Annotated in this window: 17 protein-coding genes; 7 read left to right on the top strand and 10 right to left on the bottom strand. The window is 71.0% G+C overall.

Going from position 1 to position 13,834, the window contains the following annotated elements; genetic code table 11:
* Nucleotides 1–57: 57 nt before the first annotated feature.
* Nucleotides 58–1,236 carry a glycosyltransferase gene (locus O5O46_RS17215; RefSeq protein WP_443072557.1) on the bottom strand — a complete coding sequence of 393 codons (1,179 nt, stop codon included), beginning with the start codon at nt 1,234–1,236 and terminating at the stop codon, nt 58–60.
* Nucleotides 1,237–1,423: 187 nt separating this feature from the next.
* On the opposite strand from O5O46_RS17215, the gene O5O46_RS17220 reads away from it, so the two are divergent.
* From O5O46_RS17220 to O5O46_RS17230, 3 genes are all read left to right on the top strand, one after another.
* The gene (locus O5O46_RS17220) at nt 1,424–2,209 is read left to right on the top strand and encodes a glutamate racemase (protein ID WP_269856317.1); all 786 of its coding nucleotides are present in this window, start codon (nt 1,424–1,426) and stop codon (nt 2,207–2,209) included.
* A gap of 55 nt (nt 2,210–2,264) precedes the next feature.
* Nucleotides 2,265–2,819: a hypothetical protein gene (locus O5O46_RS17225; protein WP_269856318.1), complete on the top strand. Its 555-nt coding sequence runs from the start codon at nt 2,265–2,267 to the stop codon at nt 2,817–2,819.
* Nucleotides 2,820–2,885: 66 nt separating this feature from the next.
* On the top strand, nt 2,886–3,362 hold the full coding sequence (locus tag O5O46_RS17230; protein ID WP_269856319.1) for an NUDIX hydrolase: 477 nt from the start codon (nt 2,886–2,888) through the stop codon (nt 3,360–3,362).
* A 10-nt stretch (nt 3,363–3,372) separates the two neighbouring features.
* On the opposite strand, the gene O5O46_RS17235 is transcribed toward O5O46_RS17230, so the two are convergent.
* The 6 genes from O5O46_RS17235 to O5O46_RS17260 form a co-directional block, all read right to left on the bottom strand.
* Complete coding sequence (locus O5O46_RS17235; protein WP_269856320.1) at nt 3,373–3,777, bottom strand: PTS-dependent dihydroxyacetone kinase phosphotransferase subunit DhaM; 405 nt, start codon at nt 3,775–3,777, stop codon at nt 3,373–3,375.
* Entirely contained in the window at nt 3,774–4,445 is a 672-nt protein-coding gene (dhaL, locus tag O5O46_RS17240; RefSeq protein ID WP_269856321.1) for a dihydroxyacetone kinase subunit DhaL, read from the bottom strand. Before dhaL ends, O5O46_RS17235 begins: the two co-directional genes overlap by 4 nt.
* Before the next feature lie 50 nt (nt 4,446–4,495).
* Nucleotides 4,496–5,488 (bottom strand): dihydroxyacetone kinase subunit DhaK, encoded by a 993-nt coding sequence (gene dhaK, locus O5O46_RS17245; RefSeq protein WP_269856322.1) that lies wholly within the window; start codon nt 5,486–5,488, stop codon nt 4,496–4,498.
* Nucleotides 5,489–6,170: 682 nt separating this feature from the next.
* On the bottom strand, nt 6,171–6,317 hold the full coding sequence (locus tag O5O46_RS17250; RefSeq protein ID WP_269856323.1) for a hypothetical protein: 147 nt from the start codon (nt 6,315–6,317) through the stop codon (nt 6,171–6,173).
* Nucleotides 6,318–6,341: 24 nt separating this feature from the next.
* The gene (locus O5O46_RS17255) at nt 6,342–7,109 is read right to left on the bottom strand and encodes an SDR family NAD(P)-dependent oxidoreductase (protein WP_269856324.1); all 768 of its coding nucleotides are present in this window, start codon (nt 7,107–7,109) and stop codon (nt 6,342–6,344) included.
* A 370-nt stretch (nt 7,110–7,479) separates the two neighbouring features.
* The gene (locus tag O5O46_RS17260; RefSeq protein WP_269856325.1) at nt 7,480–9,051 is read right to left on the bottom strand and encodes a Na+/H+ antiporter; all 1,572 of its coding nucleotides are present in this window, start codon (nt 9,049–9,051) and stop codon (nt 7,480–7,482) included.
* 359 nt (nt 9,052–9,410) lie between these two features.
* Here O5O46_RS17260 and O5O46_RS17265 point away from each other — a divergent pair, with 359 nt between their 5' ends.
* Together O5O46_RS17265 and O5O46_RS17270 are read left to right on the top strand one after the other, a co-directional pair.
* A complete protein-coding gene (locus O5O46_RS17265) occupies nt 9,411–9,713 on the top strand; it encodes a hypothetical protein (protein WP_269856326.1) in 303 nt (100 codons plus the stop codon).
* A 113-nt stretch (nt 9,714–9,826) separates the two neighbouring features.
* Entirely contained in the window at nt 9,827–10,135 is a 309-nt protein-coding gene (locus O5O46_RS17270; protein ID WP_269856327.1) for an ArsR/SmtB family transcription factor, read from the top strand.
* Between the two features lie 246 nt (nt 10,136–10,381).
* Here O5O46_RS17270 and O5O46_RS17275 read toward each other — a convergent pair whose 3' ends face one another.
* Nucleotides 10,382–11,164 (bottom strand): SDR family NAD(P)-dependent oxidoreductase, encoded by a 783-nt coding sequence (locus O5O46_RS17275; RefSeq protein WP_269856328.1) that lies wholly within the window; start codon nt 11,162–11,164, stop codon nt 10,382–10,384.
* 86 nt (nt 11,165–11,250) lie between these two features.
* On the opposite strand from O5O46_RS17275, the gene O5O46_RS17280 reads away from it, so the two are divergent.
* A complete protein-coding gene (locus tag O5O46_RS17280; protein ID WP_269856329.1) occupies nt 11,251–12,102 on the top strand; it encodes a helix-turn-helix transcriptional regulator in 852 nt (283 codons plus the stop codon).
* Nucleotides 12,103–12,623: 521 nt separating this feature from the next.
* Complete coding sequence (locus O5O46_RS17290; protein WP_269856330.1) at nt 12,624–12,983, top strand: hypothetical protein; 360 nt, start codon at nt 12,624–12,626, stop codon at nt 12,981–12,983.
* Here O5O46_RS17290 and O5O46_RS17295 read toward each other — a convergent pair.
* Nucleotides 12,968–13,348 (bottom strand): SCO5918 family protein, encoded by a 381-nt coding sequence (locus O5O46_RS17295; RefSeq protein ID WP_269856331.1) that lies wholly within the window; start codon nt 13,346–13,348, stop codon nt 12,968–12,970. The two genes, O5O46_RS17290 and O5O46_RS17295, sit on opposite strands and share 16 nt — an antisense overlap.
* Before the next feature lie 50 nt (nt 13,349–13,398).
* Nucleotides 13,399–13,803 (bottom strand): CBS domain-containing protein, encoded by a 405-nt coding sequence (locus O5O46_RS17300; RefSeq protein ID WP_269856332.1) that lies wholly within the window; start codon nt 13,801–13,803, stop codon nt 13,399–13,401.
* Nucleotides 13,804–13,834: the final 31 nt, after the last annotated feature.

Below are 13,834 nucleotides of genomic sequence, written 5' to 3' on the forward strand. Positions count from 1 at the left end.
GAAACGTGGCCGCCCCGGACCCCCGGTCCGTGGGCGGCCACGTGCCGTGTTCCGGCCCTATCCCCGCTGGTCGGGTACCGCGGCGGGGTCGGGGCGCGGATAGGTACGGCCCTTCCAGGCGGCGCCCCGCCCCCGGTAGTGCTGCACCGCCGAGTCGGCCGTCATCGCCGCGTACAGCAGCGCCGTCAACGGCAACAGCGGTGCCAGCCACAGCGGTTGCCGGTAGTAGCGCAGCATCGGCAGATAGCTGGCCGTCATCAGCACCCACGCCCCGAGGCCCGCCGCGCACACCGCCGCGTTCCCCGCCGCCGCGCCGCCGACCGCCGCGACCGGCGGCACCAGGTAGACCAGCAGCAGACCGGCGAGCGTGCCGACCAACAGCAGCGGGTTGTGCCGCAGTTGGGCGTACGCGCTGCGGGAGACCATCCGCCACAGCTGCGACAGCCGCGGATACGGGCGTACGCTGTCCACCCGGTCGGCCAGCCCCAGCCAGATGCGGCCACCCGACCGCTTCACCGCGCGGGCCAGCGCCACGTCGTCGATCACCGCCTGGCGGATCGCCTCCGGGATCCCCGCCCGCTCGGCCGCGGCGCGCCGGACCAGTACGCACCCCCCGGCCGCCGCCGCGGTGCGTCCGGACCGGTTCACCCAGCGGAACGGGTACAGCTGGGCGAAGAAGTACACGAACGCCGGAACGATCAGCCGTTCCCAGGCCGTCGCCACCCGCAACCGTGCCATCTGCGAGACCACGTCCAGGTCCGAGCCGACCGCACCGGCCACCAACTCCCTCAGCGAGGACGGCTCATGGGCGATGTCGGCGTCCGTCAGCAGCAGGTACTCCGCCCGGTACGCGGCGGACGCGGTCGCCATCCCGTGCCGTACCGCCCACAGCTTGCCGGTCCAGCCCGCGGGCGGCTCGCCCGGCGAGGTCACGGTCAGCGGCAGCCCGCCGTGCTCGTCGGCGAGGGCGCGGGCCAGCGCGCCCGTGCCGTCCGAGCTGCCGTCGTCGACCAGGAACACCTCCGCCCGGCCCGGATACTGCTGCGCGAGCAGCGAGGGCAGGCTGACCGGCAGCACATGGGCCTCGTCCCGGGCCGGCACCACCACGGCCACCGTCGGCCAGGTGTCCGGTTCCGCGGCGGGTGGCAGGCGCACGTCGGTGCGCCAGAAGAATCCCTGTGCGAGCAGTAGCCACAGCCAGCAGAGCAGTGAGACAACAGCGATCACGGTCCACAAGGTCACCGGCGCAGTCTGCCGCACTCCGGTCCGCTCCCGCGCCCACGGCGGGCGGACCCGCGCCTGCGAGGCGGGCCAAGAGCAGACAAGACGATCTATTAGAGTTGCCGGGGCGCTGTCCGGCCGGACGGCCCCTGATGGCCAGGTCGGACCGCAGCGACAACACGACACCGGGAGGCACGCCGCAGTGAAGATCGCGCTCATGGACTCCGGTATCGGTCTGCTGGCGGCGGCCGCGGCGCTGCGTCGACTGCGTCCCGACGCCGACCTGGTGCTGTCCTCCGCCCCCGCGAGCATGCCGTGGGGTCCGCGCACCCCGCAATATGTCACCGAGCACGCGCTGGCCTGCGCGAAAGCCGCCGCCGCGGAGCGGCCGGACGCGTTGATCGTGGCCTGCAACACCGCTTCCGTGCACGCCCTGCCCGCGCTGCGGCAGCACCTGGAGCCGGACATTCCGGTGATCGGCACGGTTCCGGCCGTCAAGCCCGCCGCCGCGGCGGGCGGTCCGGTGGCGATCTGGGCCACCCCGGCCACCACCGGCAGCGACTACCAGCGCGCTCTGATCGCCGAGTTCGCCGACGGGGTACGGGTCACCGAGGTGGCCTGCCCCGGCCTCGCCGACGCCCTGCAGGACGCCGACGACGCCGCCATCGACGCCGCCATCGCCTCCGCCGCCCAGCACACCCCCGGCGACGTGCGCTCCGTCGTGCTCGGCTGCACCCACTACGAACTGGTCACCGACCGTATCCGTGCCGCCGTCCAGCCGCCGACCGCGCCCGAGATCGTCATGTACGGTTCGGCCGACGCGGTCGCCGCCCAGGCGCTGCGCCGGATCGGTGCCACCCCCGCGCCCGACGCCGAGCCCACCGGCGGCCTCACCGTCCTCCTCAACGGCCGCCCGGAACCGCTGGAGGCCGCGGCACTGGCCTACGCCGAGGGCCGCGAGCTCGCCGGGGCGGCCGCCACTCACTGAGCGCGGTTCCGCACACTGAGTGCCGAACCGCCGCACTCCGAGTACGCTCCGAGACATGGACGACTCCCGCAGCGCAGGGGCCGCTGGCCCCGTGCCTGAGGTGTGGACCGGACACGCCACCAACCGGGTCCAGTGGCTGCTCGCCGCCGCGGGCGCCGGGTGCGTGGCGCTGGGCATCGAGCTGGCCGTCGACTCGGCCTGGACCTCGGGGATCGCACCGCTCGCCATGTCGGTGGTCGGCTGCCTGGCGGCCGGGCTGCTGGTGCTGTTCGGGACGATCGCGTTCACCCATGTGCGGGTACGGGTGGACCGCGAATGCCTTGAGGTGCGGTGCGGCCACATCGGCCTGCCGCGCCGCCGCATCCCGCTGGACCAGGTGGACTCCGCTCATCTCGCGCCGTCGATCAGCCCGCGGCACTGGGGCGGCTGGGGGTACCGCTGGCGGCCCGAGATGGGCACCGCCGTAGTGGTGCGGCGCGGGCCCGGCCTGGTGCTCGATCTCGGCGACGGCCGCCGGTTCACCGTGACGGTGGACCACCCGGAAGACGCGCTGCTGGCGATCCGGGCCCGGTTGCGGAACCGCGCCTCGCGGGCACTCGGCGACGTCTGAACCGCCACCACCCGTCGGCCATCCGCATGTCGGCTTCCTGACAGCTACCCCTCTTATGCTCGGCGGGTGGCCATACCTGAATTCCTGCGCGAACTGAGGGCCAGCATCGGCCAGAAGCTGGTTTTCCTGCCCGGCGTCTCCGCCGTTGTCCTGGACGACCGGCGGCGGGTTCTGCTGGTGCGCCGATCGGACAACGGTCAGTGGACGATCGTCGGCGGCATCCCCGAGCCCGGTGAGCAGCCCGCCCAGGCGGTGGTGCGCGAGGTGTACGAGGAGACGGCGGTGCACGCGGTGCCCGAGCGGGTGATCAGTGTCTTCGCCGAGGAACCCACCGTCTATCCGCACGGCGACCAGGTGCAGTTCATGACGATCTCGTTCCGCTGCCGCGCGGTGGGCGGCGAGGCGAGGGTCAACGACGACGAGTCCATCGACGTCGGCTGGTTCGGCCTCGACGAGCTGCCGCCGCTCGGCGACGGATGCCTCACGCGCATCCGGATGGCGTTGGGCGACGAGCCGACGTGGTTCGACAAGCCGGTCGGCTAGCGGTCGTCCGTCACGTCTTGCGGTAGCCGTAGGCCTCCTCGGCCGCGGCGGTGACCGCCGCGCTGTCACCGCCCGCCGAGGCGGTGACCACGGCGCCCACCGCGCCCTCCAGGAAGGGCGCGTCGGCCAGCCGGGTGCCGTCCGGCAGCTCCTTGTCCTCCAGCAGGGCCTTGACGGTCAGTACCGCGCTGCCCAGATCGGCGACGACCACCACGCCCGCGCCCGTGTCGACCGCGCGGACCGCCCGCTTGATCAGCTCGGCGCTGGTTCCGATGCCGCCGTCCTCGGTGCCGCCCGCCGCGGCCACCGCGGCCGTGGCGCCACCTGTCGCCAGACAGCGGGCCATCTGCGCGACCGACGTGGCGACCTCGGCGCTGTGCGACACCAGGACCACACCCACCTGTCGCTCCGTCATGCCGCCCCCGCCTCCGCCGCCTCGGCGAACGCGGCGATGAGCAGCGCCGCCGACGTCGCACCGGGATCCTGGTGGCCGATGCTGCGCTCGCCCAGGTAGCTCGCCCGCCCCTTGCGCGCCAGTAGCGGCACCGTCGCCGCGGCGCCCTCGTCCGCCGCCGTACGGGCCGCCGCCAGCGCCGCCAGCAGCCCGGCACCGGAACCGAGTGCGAACCCCATCGCCTCGACCGCCGGGTACAGCGAGTCCAGCATCGTCTTGTCACCCCGCTCGGAGCGGCCGAGCTGGGCCACCGCGTCCACCCCGGACCGCAGGGCGACGCACAACTCCTCGGGGGTGGCGGTCGGTTGGTCGCCCAGAGCCTTGCCCGCCCGGCGCAGCAGCGTGCCGTACAGCGGACCGGCGGCGCCGCCCACCGAGCTGATCAGCTGCCGCCCCACATGGGTGAGGACCTCGCCGGGGGTGTTCGACGGCTCCTTCTCGACGGCGGCGGACGCGGCGGCGAAACCGCGCTGCATGTTGGTGCCGTGGTCGGCGTCGCCGATCGCGGAGTCCAGTTCGGTGAGCCAGCCGGACTTGCGCTCGATCGCCGACGTGGCCAGGCTCAGCCAGCGTCGTACGAACGCGGTGTCGATCAGCGGATCGGGGGTGCCAGCTGCGGATGTGTTCATTTCCGGGTGCGTCCCTCCTGTTGTACGGGATCGGTCGTGCCAGAGGTGTCTCAACAGCCCCAGCGCAGCGCGGGCGTACGCACCGGCGAGTCCCACAGCCGCAGCAACTCGTCGTCGGCACGGCACAGGGTGACCGAGGCGCCCGCCATGTCGAGCGAGGTGACGTAGTTGCCGACGAGGGTACGCACCACCGGCACCCCGCGCTCGCCCAGCGCCCGCCGCACCTCGGCGTTGAACCCGTACAGCTCCAGCAGCGGGGTTCCACCCATCCCGTTGACCAGGAGGAACACCGGGCCGTCCGGCCGTAGGTCGGTCACCACGGCGTCGACGGCGGCGTCCGCGATCTCCCCCGAGGTCATCATCGCGCGCCGCTCGCGGCCCGGCTCGCCGTGGATGCCGATGCCCAACTCCAGCTCGCCGGGCGGCAGATCGAAGGTCGGTCCGCCCTTGGAGGGGGTGGAGCAGGCGCTCAGCGCCACGCCGAAGCTGCGGCAGCCGTCGTTGACCCGCTGGGCGAGGGCGGCCACCCGGTCCAGCGGCGCGCCCTCCTCGGCGGCGGCGCCCGCCAGCCGCTCCACGAACAGCGTGCCGCCGGTGCCGCGCCGCCCCGCCGTGTAGAGGCTGTCGGTGACCGCGACATCGTCGTTGACGATGACCTTGGCGACCTGTACGCCCTCGTCCTCGGCGAGTTCCGCGGCCATGTCGAAGTTGAGCACGTCACCGGTGTAGTTCTTGATCACGAACAGCACCCCGGCACCGCTGTCCACGGCCGCCGCGGCACGCGCCATCTGGTCGGGGACCGGAGAGGTGAAGACCTCGCCGGGGCATGCGGCGTCCAGCATCCCCCGGCCCACGAACCCCGAGTGCAGCGGCTCGTGCCCGCTGCCCCCACCGGAGACGAGCGCCACCTTGCCCTCGACGGGCGCGTCCCGCCGGACCACGACGCGGTTCTCCACGTCCACCGTCAACTCCGGATGCGCCGCGGCCAGTCCCCGCAGCGCGTCGGTGACCACCGTCTCCGGCACGTTGATCAGCATCTTCATGTGGGCCTCCAGCCTAGCTCGGGGACCGCGGCCGTGACTAGCGTCTTCGCAGGTCGTGGTCTGTTTTTGAGGTTCGTGGTCTTGGCGGTCCGCCGTGCCCCGACGCGCCCTCCGGCGGGGCCGGTGCTGACTGCGTGCCTGACTTGCCGACAATCCATCAGGTACTGGTGTGCGGTCAAGGAACCTTCACACGTGTGGCTACAGGCAGGGGCGGCACGTGCTCTCCTCCAGGGTAGGCAGGGAGTGCCGGGGAGCACGCTCCGCGGACCCGCGTGCACCGGTTGGACGACGAGGGGAAGCCAGGGCGGAGCTGACGATGAGGTGGCCGTGACTCTCGGACCACTGCCGCTCCCTGGTGGTGAGGAACAAGATCCACGAACCGGATGCCGCCGTTCGCCCCTACAGGTCCACCACCTCCGGGGCGCTGCGGGTGGCGGATACGAACAACCGGCGGCAGATTGTTCCGCATACGCGGGTGCAGCCCGGCCGCTTTGAGGAGGGCCAACTCCAGCCCGTGCCGGGGACTATGGCCACCATCTGACCCTGAAAGCGCAGGGCCGGAGCAACTCCTGCATGCGCGGGAGAGCCCCTGCGACTCCCTCCATCGGATGCCCTCGTCATTCGCAGGCAGGTCCCGTAGCCGAGGGCGCCGTGCGCAAGAAGTCGGCATTCTGCCGACCCCTTACCGGCGTTGGGGGTGTGGCTGGGCAGCGCCATGCGCAGAGGTGGACGCCTCGACGCCGAGGTCCTCGGTGGCGTCAAAGTTCCGGGAAGACTGCCTGACCTGCTCCCAGAAGGTGTGGACCTCGACGCCCCAGCGGTTCGCCATGATCGCTCCTCGGCTGTGGCTGACTCACGAGCCCGCGATCACGGGTCCGCCCGCCATGAGGCCGCCGTCGACGACCAGGACATGGCCGGTGATGTAGCTTGCCTTGTCAGAGCCCAGGTACTGGATGGCCTCGGCGATCTCGTCGGGGGTACCCGCCCGGTGAAGGGGCAGCACCGAATCGACCGCGTCCCGCGCGGTGTCGTCGCCGGTGAATCGGTCGTACATCGCGGTCCGGGTGTAGCCGGGGGCCACGGCGTTGACCCGGATCCCGTGCGCGGCGCCCTCGAGTGCGGCCGCCTTCGTGATGCCGGTGACCGCGTGCTTGCTGCCGACGTACAGGGTCGCGCCGGGGTAACCCATCAAGCCGAAGGTGGAGCTGACGTTGACGATGCTGCCACTGCCCTGTTCCCTCATGACCCGGAACTCGTGCTTCAGACACAGCAGCGTGCCCTTGACGTTCGTGTCGAAGGTGGCCTGGTAGCTCTCGTCGGTCACCTCGGTGACCGGGCCGGGCGTTCCTTCGGTGCCGGCGTTGTTGAGGGCGACATCGAGTCGCCCGAACCGCTCGACCGCACGGTCGACGAGGTTCTCCACATCGCCGTCCGAGCGGACGTCGGCACGCACGAACTCGGCTTGGGCGCCGAGGTCGCCAAGCTCCCCGGCGAGTTGCTCGCCGGCGTCATCGTGGCGGCCGGAAACGACGAGGTTCGCGCCCTGACGGGCATAGGCCAACGCAGTTGAGCGGCCGATACCGGTGAGCGCGCCCGTAATGAGGACGACGGGAACAGGCACGTGCGAAGGTCCTTCCTGCGAGCAGACAAGTGAACGGCAGTCGAGCGGTCAGCGGCCCGCACCGGGGCTCTCTTCCGGCCGGGGCGTACCCCTGTGAGGAAGCTGTCCCCGCCCGACGGCAGTCATAGGGGAGGCGGCTATGGCACCCCTCGAAAGGCCGCACTTGATGCCCCATATGCCCCATGGGGGCCACACTTTGTTCGCCGTGCAACCAAGCGGGGAGCAAGAGCACGTGCGGCCGATTGCCACCACGCTTGGCCCCGCCAGCGAGGTCGAGGTCCGCCACCGCACGCCACCGTGTGTAGGGGTGGCCGCGTGCCGCGCCGGTGCCTCCTCGCGCGCCGTGGTGCCGGGCGTCGTACCGGGGGAGTCAGCCGCCGAGGCTGGCTTCTTCCAGGTCGAGTGCGCGTTGGAGGCGGCGACGGGTGGTGTTGCTGATCTTGTTCGCCTCGTACAGGCGCTGGAGTTCGGCCGTTTCGACGGCGATCAGGGCGCGGCGTATCTCACGGTAGGCGTCGGCGGGTCGGGTCGCTGTGTCGTCGGTGTCGCCGTCGGTGCTGCTGTCGTCGTTGGCTTGTTGGATGCGGGCTTCGAGGTGGCGATGGAGTTGTTTGAGGGCGATCTGCGGTGCGGCGTCGGCGGTTTCGATCTGTTCCAGCTCCGCGAGGGCGGCCTGGGCGAGGTGGTGTCGTGCCTGGGCTTCTTCGCGAGCGGTGTGTTGGGGCTCCAGGGCGATGCCGGAGCGGCGGACGACGGGCGCGAGCGTGAAGCCCTGCACGACAAGGGTCAGCGCGATGGTGCCGGTGGTCAGTGTCAGGATCAGCGCCCGGTGCGGCAGCGGGGCGCCGGAGTGGGTGGTCAGCGGGATGGACAGCGCCGCGGCCAGGGGCATCACGCCGCGGGTGCCGGCCCAGGACAGGACGGCCGGAACCCGCCAGGAGATGCGATTGTTGCCGCGCCGGTACTGCATGAGCGCGGAGAGCGGGAAGACCCACAGCAGGCGCAGTGCCAGCACGGTGAAGGCCACGGCGGGCACCCACAGCGGCCAGCCGCGCTCATCGGCGGCGAGCTCACGCACCTGGGTGGGAAGTTGCAGGCCGATGACGGCGAAGACGACGCTCTCCAGCAGGAAGACGACGGTGTCGTAGACGGCGTGGATCTGCAGCCGTATGGGGGCGTTGGTGAGTTTGTGGCCGGTGCTGCCGAGTATGACCCCGGCGACGATGACCGCGGTCACCCCGGAGGTGTGCAGGTCCTCGGCCAGCACGTACGACGCGTACGGAGTGACCAGTGCGATGACCGTCTCCAGCACCGGGTCCTCGGTACGCCTGCGAACGAGCACCACCACCGCGGCGACGGCGCCGCCGAGGAGGGCCCCGCCACCGCCGAGCACGACGAACTGCCCGGCGGCCGAGGGGATGGACACCGCACTCGCGGTCACCGCCGTGGCCACCGCGACCTTGTACAGCACCAGCGAGGTGGCGTCGTTGAACAGACTCTCGGCCTGCACCATCGCCTGAACACGCGGCGGCAGCGACAGACGGCGCCCCAGCGCCGTCACGGCCACGGGGTCCGTGCTGGCCAGGATCGCGCCCAGGACGAACGCGGTCGCGGGGGACAGCGGAGTGAGGGCCGAGGCGATCATGCCGACCGCTGCCGCCGAGGCCAGGACGAGGCCGAAGACCAGCACGGTCACCGGCCGCCACACCGCCCGCAGCTCCCGGCTGGACATCTCCTCGGCCGAGGCGTACAGCAGCGGCGGCAGCACCAAGACGCTGATCACTTCGGGCGCGACGTGGATGTTCGGCACCCACGGCAGGAGTCCGATCCCGAGTCCGGCGACGACCAGCAGTGACGGGGCGGGAAGCCTCCAGTGCCGGGCCCCGGTCGCGACCGCCGTGGCCAGCACCACGAGCAGCAGGACGATGGTCAGGCCGGTCATTGAACTCCCCCGTCGGTTACGCCGTATAGCTCTTTACCGACCAGACTTCCCGGCACACCGATAAGAACCTTATAGGACTTTAACGGCCCTGACCTCTCGTGTTCCCGAAAGCACGTATCCGCACGTAGGTCCGGTCAAGCTGCGACCAAGGTCCTTGACGGGCGGCTGTGGGCCGGAAGGCGCGGCGGGTGGGGGCGGGGCATCCGGGGGAGCGTCGAACGCCCGAAGGCCGATGCCGCACTTGCCAATACATGCAGACGTAGCTATATGCTTACTCATGAATCCGCAGCGCGCCGCCATGTCGCCGTTGGGCCTACGTCTCACGGTCGGTGTGGCGCATATAGGAGAGGGAGTCCCCGATGTCTGCCGCAACGCTGCACCGCACCCACGAAGACCACCCCCACGCCCACGGAGAGGGCTGCGGGCACGTCGCCATCCCCCACGGCGATCACGTGGACTACGTGCACGACGCCCACATCCACCGGGTGCACGGTGATCATGTCGACGAGTGCGCGTCCGCTGAGCACGCCGTCCACGAAGGCCACGAACACCGCCACGAGGCGGGGTGCGGTCACGTGGCCGTGCCGCACGAGGACCACGTCGACTACATCCACGATGGGCACCGCCACGCCAGCCACGGCGACCACTGGGATGACCACTGACGGACACAGCACGACAGGGGCGGGCCGGGGTCGATCACCCCGGCCCGCCCTCGTGTCATCTGGGCCTCGCCGAAGGGCAACTGAACTCCATTGCCATGTACTAAGGTATGCATATGGCGATGGATCCGGACTTCGGGGAACCGCTGGCCGATCTGCGGGCGGCCAGCGAACTGCTGCGCGCGCTGGCCGCCCCCGTCCGCCTGGGGATCGTGCGCGAACTCTCCACCGGCCACCGGCGGGTCCACGAACTCGTCAACGCTCTCGGGGTGAGCCAGCCCCTGGTATCCCAGCACCTGCGGGTGCTGCGCACCTCGCGGATCGTCACTGCCCACCGCAAAGCCCGTGAGATCGAGTACTCCCTCACCGACGAACACATCGCCCACATCGTCCTGGACGCCATCCGCCACGCCGCCGAGAACTGAAGCGCTCCCGGTCCTCGATCCGCCTCGCCGCAGGCGCACGCCAGGGAGTAGGCGACCGACGGGATTCGCTGACCTGCTGAAACGCTTCTCACGCCGTGCGGGAATCCCGTGTTGAGGTGTGCGGATTCCCCGTGAGGACGCGAGGACGTTTCCATCGGATACGGCGACGCCGCGCGGAGGGCCTCGACGGCAGCGGTTCCACCCTCGCCTCTGGGCGGCCATCGTCGACCGCCTCGGCTCTCCCTTTCAGGCGCCGGCGCCGCCGTCGACCGGCACGATCGCGCCGGTCACCATCGAGGCACGGTCGCTGAGCAGCCACGCGGCCACCTCGGCCACCTCGCGGGGCTTGGCCATGCGGCCGAGTGGGGTCGCCGCGTTGTTGCGCTCGATGATGCCCGGGGATACGGCCTCCCACGCGTCGATCATCTCTGTGGCGGTTCCGCCGGGGGTTATGCCGTTCACTCGGATGCCCTGACGGCCCCAGGTCACGGCCGCGGTCTCGGTGATGCTGTTGAGCGCGCGCTTCATGGCGCCGTATGCGGGGAGGGCGGGGTTCGCGCGGCGGCTGCCGATGCTCGAGGTGTTGACGATCGCCCCGCCGCCGTTGCGTCGCATGAGTGCGGCCTCGGCGGTCATGGCGGTCCAGTGCGAGCGGAAGTTCACGGCGAACTGCTCGTCGATGTCCTCCTCGCTCGTGGTGTCGAGCGGGCCGGGCTGCTGGATCGCCGCGCCGTTGTTGAAGGCGCCGTCGAGCCGTCCGTGCAGCTGCTCGACGCGGTCGACCGCCGCGCGGATGCTCGCACGGTCGGCGAGGTCCAGGGCGACGGCGTCGGCGACGCCTCCGTCGGCGCGGACCTCGGTGACGATCCGCTGGAGGGCGTCCGTGCTGCGGGCGGCGAGCACGACGGCGGCGCCCTCGGAAGCGAACAGCCGGGCCGCGGCCGCCCCGATGCCGCGGCTGGCGCCGGTGATGAACACAACCTTGCCGGTGAGCAGGCCGATGGGTGCGCTGTCGATGTCGTTCGTCATGCCGACACTGTGCATCCGGTCTCCAGGCCGGATGCAGGCACAGGCGGTACCAGGATCCGTCGCCTCGCAGCGTGCAGACTTGGGCTATGGACAAGCAGGAGCTCGGGGCGTTCCTCCGGAGCCGCCGTGAGCGGCTCCGGCCGGAGGACGTCGGCCTCCCCTCCGGACCGCGACGCCGGACACCGGGTCTTCGCCGTGAGGAGGTCGTGGTCCTCGCGCACATCTCCACGGAGTACTACGTGCGGCTCGAACAGGGCAGGGCGCCGCGGCCGTCGGGCGAGGTCCTCGCCGGGATCGCACGCGCGCTGCGGCTCACCGACGCCGAATCCGACCACCTCCACGTCCTCGCGGGTACCGCTCCGACCCGTACCCGGGTGCACCGGCGCGACGTCCGCCCGAGCATTCTCGCGCTCCTCGAGCGGCTGCCGCAGACGGCCGCTTTGGTCACGTCCGCCGCTTTCGAGGTGCTCGCGTGGAACGACCTGGCAGCCGCGCTCCTGGAGGACTTTGGCGAGCTCGCCCCCAAGGACCGCAATCTCGCGCGCCGGGCATTCCTCGGGCCGAGGCGACCTGACGCGACGCAGTACGGGATCTCCGACGCCGCCGAGTTCCAGCACCATGTCGTCATGGAGCTCCGTGCCACCCTCGCCCGCTACCCGACGGACCCGGCGGTAACCGGCCTCGTCGACGAACTCCGCGACACCAGCCCCGACTTCGCCCGCCTCTGGGAGCGGCATGACGTGCAGGCCGCGCCGATGCTCACGAAGACCTTCCGCCACCCGGTCGTCGGGGAGATCACCGTCGACTGCGACGCGCTCGCGCTCACGGACCGCGACCAGCACCTCGTGCTCTACAGCGCGCCGCCCGGATCCCCCGCCGCCGAGGCTCTGGCACTTCTGAACGTACTTGGAGCCGAGGCTGGTGATTGTCTGCGGTAGCGCCGCAGTCAGCCACGGCGAACTGTCGTGAGCCCGGGGTGACTTGCTGATCCGGTCGGCCGGGGACTCCTCGCCCAGCACCGGTCCTGCGGGTCGCGCAGTCACCGGAGGCGTCGTCGACCCATCGTTCCAAGGCGACGCGGTAGACGGCAACGCCGGCCTCGGCGGCCGGACTCGCCTCCGGGCCACCGACACCACGCCGCCAGCGTTCCCCGGCCACAGGCCGAACCCACGCTGGGTCAACTTCCACTTCGCGCGCCCGCGATCTGCTTGACCACCGGGTGGCCCTCCGGCAGACGCAGAGAGCGGCGCTGCTCGTGGTCCTACAGGCGCTCCGGCAGGCCGAGTTCCACGTCCACGCGGTGAACGCGATCAGCGGGTCGGAGTCCTTGCCGTAGCGGTGCAGGCGCGGCGCACCGAGACCTGCCGGGCCTCCGGCGTCAAGACCGTATGCTCCCGTCTTGCCCGATAGTGCCAACGCCCATGACGCCCGGACGGGCCGTTGCATAGAATTCGATCTCATGCCGAAGCCTGACGAGCTGATCGTTGACATCGCCGCCCTTGTGGAGTCCGGGCGGAGCAGTCAGATGTCCCTGACCGTGGTCACCGGTGGTGCTGTCATCACCGGTCGCCTGGCTCCCGAAGCCGTGTGGAGGCAGAGGGTGTCGGAGGTGCTGGCGGATTCCGCCCGCCTGGGCGAGTTCTCCGCTGTCTTCGACCCTCCCGCAAAGAAGGACGGCCCGCCCACGCATCTGCACTTCCATGTCGCCCGGATCCTGCAGGGCACGGTGGGGATCCCGGGGACGGGCGGGATGTACCGCGTCGCGATCGAGGACGTAAGTGCCTGGACTGTGGGGGACTTCAGCTACTCCGACCACTGACCCACGACTCGCCGCGCCGAGAAACCGCCTTGTTCGGCTCGCGCCTGTTCCGTCGGCCCGACGGACAGGGGAGTGCCGAGCATCGCGGAAGCCCGCTGGTATGGGCTGGCCATGGGCGCAGGTGTGGCTTCGGGGCTGGTGCGGCAGGTGAAGCCGAGTTGGGCCATGGCCCTCAGGACTTCGCCGGTGGTGAAATCACGCCGGTCCTGGCGGGTGATGACCTGGCCGACTTGCTTGGCGGGGTAGTGGCGTCGTCCGATGATGACGCACTCACCGGTGACCGGCTCGGGCTTGACGCCCTTCATGGATTCCAGCACGCCGCTCTTGGTCAGGTCGAACGGGAAGCGGGCGATGACGCAGCGCATGATGCCTCACAGGGAGAAGGGAAGTCGGGGCCGGGTGTACTGAGGGCGGTTCAGCGGGAGAGGGCGAGCACATCCGGAGCGGTGCTGTGTTCTTCGGCCACGGGCAGGGTCCCGGGCGGCCGGTGGCGCATCGTGTGCTCGGCCTCGGCCGTCGTGTTCAGCGGGGATGCGAAGGGCTCCAAGCCGTCGGCGATGTCGCGCAGGCGGAGCCGGTCCGTGTATCTGGAGCTGTCACGGACGGCGGTAAGCCGGGCCAGGGTGACCAGGCCGGTGCACTGGCCGTCCTCGTCGCAGATGACCAGGTGCCCCGTACGGGCGGCGGCCATGAGGGACAGCGCCACCTCGACGGTCATCGCGTCCCAGACCTGCGGGCCGACCGCTTCCGTGGCGTCGACTGCCGTCCTGTTCATGGGGCTCGTGTCCGCCGAGCTGGGGTGCGTCTGGACCAGCGTCAAGAGGTGCCTCCTACAGTGATGGGTCAACTTC

The sequence above is a fragment of the Streptomyces sp. RPT161 genome, assembly GCF_027533845.1.
GTDB classification, from domain to species: Bacteria; Actinomycetota; Actinomycetes; order Streptomycetales; family Streptomycetaceae; genus Streptantibioticus_A; species Streptantibioticus_A silvisoli_A.

What these genes read in the sequence shown, in the direction of transcription:
- O5O46_RS17275 (WP_269856328.1), bottom strand. Translation starts at nt 11,164, where the DNA reads ATGACGAACGACATCGACAGCGCACCCATCGGCCTGCTCACCGGCAAG.
- O5O46_RS17290 (WP_269856330.1), top strand. Translation starts at nt 12,624, where the DNA reads ATGCCGAAGCCTGACGAGCTGATCGTTGACATCGCCGCCCTTGTGGAG.
- O5O46_RS17225 (WP_269856318.1), top strand. Translation starts at nt 2,265, where the DNA reads ATGGACGACTCCCGCAGCGCAGGGGCCGCTGGCCCCGTGCCTGAGGTG.
- O5O46_RS17250 (WP_269856323.1), bottom strand. Translation starts at nt 6,317, where the DNA reads ATGGCGAACCGCTGGGGCGTCGAGGTCCACACCTTCTGGGAGCAGGTC.
- O5O46_RS17265 (WP_269856326.1), top strand. Translation starts at nt 9,411, where the DNA reads ATGTCTGCCGCAACGCTGCACCGCACCCACGAAGACCACCCCCACGCC.
- O5O46_RS17235 (WP_269856320.1), bottom strand. Translation starts at nt 3,777, where the DNA reads ATGACGGAGCGACAGGTGGGTGTGGTCCTGGTGTCGCACAGCGCCGAG.
- O5O46_RS17270 (WP_269856327.1), top strand. Translation starts at nt 9,827, where the DNA reads ATGGCGATGGATCCGGACTTCGGGGAACCGCTGGCCGATCTGCGGGCG.
- dhaK (WP_269856322.1), bottom strand. Translation starts at nt 5,488, where the DNA reads ATGAAGATGCTGATCAACGTGCCGGAGACGGTGGTCACCGACGCGCTG.
- O5O46_RS17295 (WP_269856331.1), bottom strand. Translation starts at nt 13,348, where the DNA reads ATGCGCTGCGTCATCGCCCGCTTCCCGTTCGACCTGACCAAGAGCGGC.
- dhaL (WP_269856321.1), bottom strand. Translation starts at nt 4,445, where the DNA reads ATGAACACATCCGCAGCTGGCACCCCCGATCCGCTGATCGACACCGCG.
- O5O46_RS17280 (WP_269856329.1), top strand. Translation starts at nt 11,251, where the DNA reads ATGGACAAGCAGGAGCTCGGGGCGTTCCTCCGGAGCCGCCGTGAGCGG.
- O5O46_RS17260 (WP_269856325.1), bottom strand. Translation starts at nt 9,051, where the DNA reads ATGACCGGCCTGACCATCGTCCTGCTGCTCGTGGTGCTGGCCACGGCG.